The sequence below is a fragment of the Streptomyces sp. MnatMP-M17 genome (assembly GCF_900091995.1).
In the GTDB taxonomy this organism is placed as follows: domain Bacteria; phylum Actinomycetota; class Actinomycetes; order Streptomycetales; family Streptomycetaceae; genus Streptomyces.
The window spans coordinates 1-6,193 of sequence record NZ_FMDK01000453.1; the positions used below are offsets into that span (position 1 = coordinate 1).

Consider the following 6,193-nt stretch of genomic DNA (forward strand, 5'->3'; position numbering starts at 1 on the left):
CGCCCGGCGCCGAGGACCGCGCCGAGCGCCGCGGCCTCGATCGGGTCGCCGACGGGCGTGCCGGTGCCGTGCAGCTCGACGTACTGGACGGCCGCCGGGTCGACGCCGGCCTTCTCGTACGCCTCGCGCAGCACGCGCTCCTGGGACGCGCGCCCTGGGACGGTCAGTCCGGGTGTGGCGCCATCGTTGTTGACCGCGCTGCCGCGGATCACTCCGTAGATGTGGTCGCCGTCCGCGACCGCGTGGGCAAGCGGCTTGAGGATGACGGCGCCGCCGCCCTCACCGCGGACGAATCCATTGGCGCGGGCGTCGAAGGTGTAGGAGGTCCCGTCCGGCGACAGACCGCCGAACCGCTCCTCGGTGACCGCGCTCTCGGCCAGGATGTTGAGGTTGACTCCGGCCACGACGGCCGCCTCGGACTCGCCCGAACGCAGTGACTCGCAGGCGAGATGCACGGCGACGAGCGAGGAGGACTGGGCCGAGTCGACGGTGAGGCTCGGGCCGCGCAGACCCAGGTGGTACGACACCCGGTTGGCGATGACACCTCGGTTGACGCCGGCCATGGTGTGCTGGGTGATCGCCTGCGCGCCGTGCTGGTAGAGGAGGGCGGCGTAGTCGTCGCGCAGCGTGCCGACGAAGACGGCGGTACGGCTGTCGCGCAGCGTGGCCGGCACGATACCGGCGTCCTCCAGGGCCTCCCAGGCCAGCTCCAGCACAAGCCTCTGCTGTGGATCCATGGTGACGGCCTCGCGCGGCGAGATACCGAAGAAGGCGGCGTCGAAGGTGTCCACCCGGTCCAGGAATCCGCCGCGGCGCATCCCGGATCCGGTCTCCTCGGGCGCCGGATGTCCGGTCTCGGTCAGCCAACGGCCTTCGGGGACACCGGTAATGGCGCTCGTTCCGGTGCGGAGCAGATCCCAGAAGTCCGACGGGCCCGGCGCGCCCGGCAGCCGACAGGAGAGCCCGACGACCGCGACGGCCTCGCTGTTCCCTCCGCGTGCCACGGGTGTCTCAAGGTGGTGCTGGTTCGTCATCGCGCTCGACTACCCTTCCGGCTGAATTGACCGACAACCCAAAGCATTGAGGCAATCCTGTGACGTGATCGTAGGCAGTCGCCCTCTCCGGAAACTCAACGTACGGCCTTGATCGGGTAATTCGGCGGCGCGGCAGCGGGAGAGCACCGTATTACCCGGCGGTGCTCGGGATGTTGCGCGGGATGGAATAGCGTCCTGGCACGTGGAACTCAGCCACCTCACCCACAGAAGGGCAGGCCGACTCTCCCATGTCGCAACTCACCGATAACTTGGAAAAGCGCACAGAACTTTACGTGGATGCCTTCAACACCGGGGACTTCGACGCCGTCGACAGCTTCTACACCGAAGAGGCCGTCGCGGTATGGGAACCGGGCAAGCCGCTGACGGGCCAGGCCCGCAGGGACTACCAGCGGGAGTTCCTGGCCCGGAAACCGAGGATGACCGCCGTTCCGCGGCAGTCCTTCGTCACCGGCGACACCGCGCTGCTGATCGTCGACTGGGTGATCGAGACCGTCGACGAGGCGGGCACGCCCGAGCGGCTGGAGGGCGTCGGCGTGGACGTACTGCGCCTGGGCGACGACTCCGTCTGGCGCTACGCCGTCGACGACCCGTACGGCCAGGGCTAGATCTTCTTGCCCGACGCGACAGATCTCGTCCGTCACATACTCCGCCCCGTGGCGCGGCGGCGCCTCGGGCCGGTCAGCACGAGCACCGCACCAGTCGGCACGGCACATCAGAGCCATTCGGTCATCACAGAGAGGCGGGCCGGTTCACCATGGCCTTCACCATCGATTTCGATCCCGAGAACCCTGACCTCACCAGCGACACCGACACCCAGAACGAGATCTTCATCCAGGTCTTCAACTCCGGTGACGGCGAGCTGTTCAACCGTCTGTACCTCGACGACTCCATCTCGAACTTCTCCGGTGAGCCCCTCACCGGCGCGGCACGTCTGGCCTTCTTCAAGGAGTTCCTGGTCTCGAAGCCGAGCCTGAAGGCCAAGGTGACCCACTCGTACGTCGCCGGCGACGTGGCGCTGATCGGCGTCGACTACAGCATCGAGACGACCGGTCCCGACGGTGCGCCGCTCCTTCTGGAGGGCAATTGCACGGACGTCCTGCGGCAGCAGGCCGACGGCCGCTGGCTGATGGCCATCGACCGTCCGGTAGCCGCCACGGGCCTGGTGGCCGAGTAACGGAGCATCGCCCGACACAGCAGCTCAGCACAACAGGAGAACCCCCCGGGATTCGTTCCCGGGGGGTTCTCCGTCAGCGGCGTCAGCGGAAGGTCCGCCGCCATGGCGTCATGGCGATGGCGTCATGGCCGGGTAATTCCTCGGTCAACGGCCGGCCACGCTCATGACGATTGCAGCTCCGGGCGGCCGAAGGCGCCATTGACGAAAAGCAGACCGGGACCGTCACCGCCACGGCCGGCCTCCAGCACCGTCCCGATGAAAATGGTGTGGTCGCCGAAGGAATGCGCCGCGGTCAGCTCGCACTCCACCCAGGCCAGTGAACCGGCCAGCAGCGGCGCTCCCGTGTGCTCACCGGGCCGCCACTCCACACCGTCGAACTGCGCGGCGCCCAAGGTCCGGTTCTTGTCGGCGAAATGCCGTGCGAGAGGCTCCTGTTCGGCTTCGAGGATATTCACGGCGAACCGCCCGGCGGCGGTCAGCGCCTGATGCATGACAGCACCGTGCCCCACACTGCACAGCACCGAGGGCGGTTCGAGCGACAGAGAGCTGAAGGCATTCGCCGTCATGGCGTGCAGATGCTCCCGGCCCACGGTGATCACCGTGACGCCGGTCGCGAAACGGGACATCACTTCCCTCAGCCGGCCGGGGCCCACCCAGCGCGGCTCGGAGTGGGAAGCCGAGGAGTCGAGTTCAGCGGACGCGGAATTCATGCCACCTTCTCCGAATTCGTTGGGGCACGCTCGGCCCGTTACGATGCGAAACACGGGCCGGCGGATCATCAACGTACCGGCGGCTCATCGACACGCCTCCACCGTCGGGTAACCGTGGTCCCTCCCGGCTCCATTGCCGTCGAAATGACTCCGCGATGACTGCCGGTTTACCTCACGGGCGCACTCTGTGCCCATGGATCACACAGACTCCGTATCACCCGAGCCCGCTTCCGCCGAACCGGAGTTCACCGAGCCGGAACTCGCCGAGCCATATCTGCGCGAGGTGCTGGGCACCGCGGGACTCGCCGTGGAATATGTCCGTGCCGAGGACAACACGCTCTTCCGGCTCGGCGAGGACGGCGCCGAGATTCCGGTGGTGGACTTCGCCGGTGGTTACGGTTCCGTCCTGCTCGGCCACAATCACCCGGAAATCGTCCGGCGTGCGACGGAGCTGCTGGCGGCGGGAACTCCCGTACACGCGCAGTTCTCCCGGCATCCCTACGCCAACCGTCTCGCCGCCGAACTCAACCGGATCATCCACCGGGAACTCGAAACCGACGAGCCGTACTTCGCCATCTTCGCCAACACCGGGGCGGAAGCCGTCGAAGCCGCGGTCAAACACGCCGAGCTGGACCGGGTGATGCGGCTGGCGGCGCTCCAGGAGGAGCTGGCCGCGCACACCGAGAGCGCCCGTGAGGCGGTGGCGGCCAGTACGGCGGTGGTCACGGCCCAGACGTACGCCCGTCTCGGGATCACCGCTCCGGCGCCCGCCGGAGATTTCGACGTGCTCGCCGCGGAGTTGACGCGCCGGAACGCCGAACAGTTCGCACGGCCACCGCTGTTCCTCTCGCTGGAGGGCGGTTTCCATGGAAAGCTGGCGGCGAGTGTGCAGTTGACGCACAACGAGGCATATCGCACGCCCTTCAAGTCACTCGCGGCGCAGGCCAGATTCGTACCCAGGGAACGGCCCGACGCGCTCAAGGAGATCCACGCCGAGGAACGGCGTACGGTCTGGGACGTGACCGTCTCCGACGGCCGGGTGGAGCTGACGGAACGCGAGATCCCGGCGTTCTGCGCCTTCCTGGTGGAGCCGATCCAGGGCGAGGGCGGGATCCAGGTCCTCTCGGCCGAATTCGCCGCGGAGATACAGCGGTTCTGCGAGTCGGTCGACTGCCCGGTGGTCATCGACGAGATCCAGAGCGGTATGGGCCGGACCGGCACACTCCTGGCCAGTTCACAGATCGGTCTGCGCGGCGACTACTACACGCTGGCCAAGACTCTGGGCGGCGGAATCGCCAAGACTTCGGTGATGCTGGTGCGCCAGGCCCGGTACCGCAAGGAGTTCGAGATCGTCCACAGTTCGACCTTCGCCAAGGACAGCTTCTCCTGTCATATCGCGCTCAAGGTCCTCGAACTGCTTGAGGCCGACGGCGGCGCGGCCTACCGGCGGGCCGTGGAGCGCGGTGAGGCGCTGCGTGCCGCGCTGACATCGGTGCGCGAGGACTTTCCCGAGGTGGTCAAGGACGTCCGGGGCAAGGGCCTCATGCTCGGCATGGAGTTCCACGACCAGTCGGGCTCCTCCTCGCCGATCCTGCGGGACGCGGCGGCCGGCGGTCTCTTCGGCTACGTACTCGCCGGGCATCTGCTGCACCGGCACGACATCCGTACCTTCCCGACCGCAAGCGCTCTCAGCACCCTTCGCTTCGAACCGTCCCTCCAGCTCTCCGACACGCAGATCGCCCAACTCGAAAGCGGACTCCGGGACATCTGCGGAATCATGAGGGACCATGCCGGTGAACGTCTCACGGGCGCCTCCGCCCACTGAGCGGGCGCCGCGTGGCTCGCCCCCGCACACCGACGCCCATACGTCCGAGAATGGCCGATTCGACCAATCTTTGACACAGGTGATCAAGGGTTTGTAGCGTGCGGGGTTTCAAGCGGGGGGATCCATGCAATTTCGGCTCTTAGGTCCATTGGAAGTCCTGACCGACTCCGGGCCGGTGGAACTCGGCGGGACCAGACAGCGGGCGGCACTCGGTTTTCTGCTGCTGCACGCCAACCGGGTCGTGCCCACAAGTCAGTTACTCGACGCCCTGTGGCCCACGGACCGCGCGCCCATGACCGCGCGGAAGATCCTGCAGAACGCGGTCTGGCGGCTGCGCCGCGCGCTCGCCCACGCCTCGGGCCCGGAGGACGCGCCGGAGCTGGTGACGCGTTCGCCCGGCTATATGCTCCGCGTCAGGCCCGGCCAGATCGATCTGCTCGTCTTCCAGCAGCGGGTGGCCGAAGGGCGCGCGGCGCTGGCGGCCGGTGATCCGCTCACGGCGAGCGTGGTGCTGCGCGACGCCCTGTCCCTGTGGCAGGGCGTCGCACTCGCCGATCTGGTGGAGGACGGTACGGCCTGGCCGCAGCTCACCGCCGTGCAGGAGAAGCGCCTCGATGTCATGGAGGACCGTTTCGAGGCGGAGCTGGCCTGCGGCGGGCACCATGCCGTACTGCGGGAGCTGGAGGCGTTCGTCGAGGCCGAGCCGCTACGGGAGCGGGCCGCGCAGCAGCTCATGATCGCCTTGTACCGGTGCGGCAGACAGGCGGAGGCGCTGGGCGTCTACAACCGGGTGCGCGCGGCGCTCGTCGGAGGGCTCGGTCTGGAACCGGGCCGTCAGATGCAGCGGCTCCAGCAGTCCGTCCTCACTCAGGACCCGTCGCTCGATCTGCCGGCGGAGGTGGCGGCGCGCCGTGACCACGCGCCCGCCGAAGCCGGCCAGGCTCCCGAGGAGAACGGCGGACACGAGGCGGCGGACATCACAGGACCGGACCTCGCCCTGGCTCCGACCTCCAGGGACACGGATACGGGAGTGACCCGGGATACGGCGGACACGGCGGATACGGATACGAGGGACAGGGCTACGGAAGAGCCGCTGAATCCACGTCAGCCGGCCACCATCCTGATGCTCCGCTTCCAGCTCGGCGCGGAGTTCGACCACCTTCCGCCGAAGGACATCGACCGCGTGCTCGACGCGGTCTCCCAGCTCGCCCGCGAGAAGATCGAGGAGTTCGGCGGTCTGGCGGCGGCGTCGATCGGCTCCGTCCAGCTCGGCTACTTCGCGCACTCTTCGAAAGAGGCGTGCGGCGCGGCCGGCGCGGTGCGTGTCGGCATCGCGGTCAGGGACTGTCTCAGCATTCCGTCGGGCCCGCTGGCGCCGCCCGCACCCATGGTGCGCGGCCTCGATGTGCACGCGGCGGGCACCCCCCGC

6 protein-coding genes are annotated in these 6,193 nt (G+C 68.2%); 4 read left to right on the forward strand and 2 right to left on the reverse strand.

The genetic code is table 11. The features are described from left to right. Positions 1-1,034, reverse strand: a 1,034-nt coding sequence (locus GA0115259_RS20455; protein WP_141716635.1) for a beta-ketoacyl [acyl carrier protein] synthase domain-containing protein, incomplete at its 3' end; no start/stop codon positions are given. 293 nt (positions 1,035-1,327) lie between these two features. Here GA0115259_RS20455 and GA0115259_RS20460 point away from each other — a divergent pair. Beyond that, entirely contained in the window at positions 1,328-1,660 is a 333-nt protein-coding gene (locus GA0115259_RS20460; protein WP_345941024.1) for a YybH family protein, read from the forward strand. 149 nt (positions 1,661-1,809) lie between these two features. Continuing rightward, positions 1,810-2,229 (forward strand): YybH family protein, encoded by a 420-nt coding sequence (locus tag GA0115259_RS20465; RefSeq protein WP_093599163.1) that lies wholly within the window; start codon positions 1,810-1,812, stop codon positions 2,227-2,229. A 161-nt stretch (positions 2,230-2,390) separates the two neighbouring features. Here GA0115259_RS20465 and GA0115259_RS20470 read toward each other — a convergent pair whose 3' ends face one another. Continuing rightward, complete coding sequence (locus GA0115259_RS20470; RefSeq protein ID WP_093599166.1) at positions 2,391-2,939, reverse strand: flavin reductase family protein; 549 nt, start codon at positions 2,937-2,939, stop codon at positions 2,391-2,393. A gap of 193 nt (positions 2,940-3,132) precedes the next feature. On the opposite strand from GA0115259_RS20470, the gene GA0115259_RS20475 reads away from it, so the two are divergent. Together GA0115259_RS20475 and GA0115259_RS40425 are read left to right on the forward strand one after the other, a co-directional pair. Next, entirely contained in the window at positions 3,133-4,764 is a 1,632-nt protein-coding gene (locus GA0115259_RS20475) for an aspartate aminotransferase family protein (protein WP_093599169.1), read from the forward strand. A 148-nt stretch (positions 4,765-4,912) separates the two neighbouring features. Continuing rightward, positions 4,913-6,193 (forward strand): AfsR/SARP family transcriptional regulator (locus tag GA0115259_RS40425; protein WP_093599172.1); only part of this gene is annotated, 1,281 nt, incomplete at its 3' end.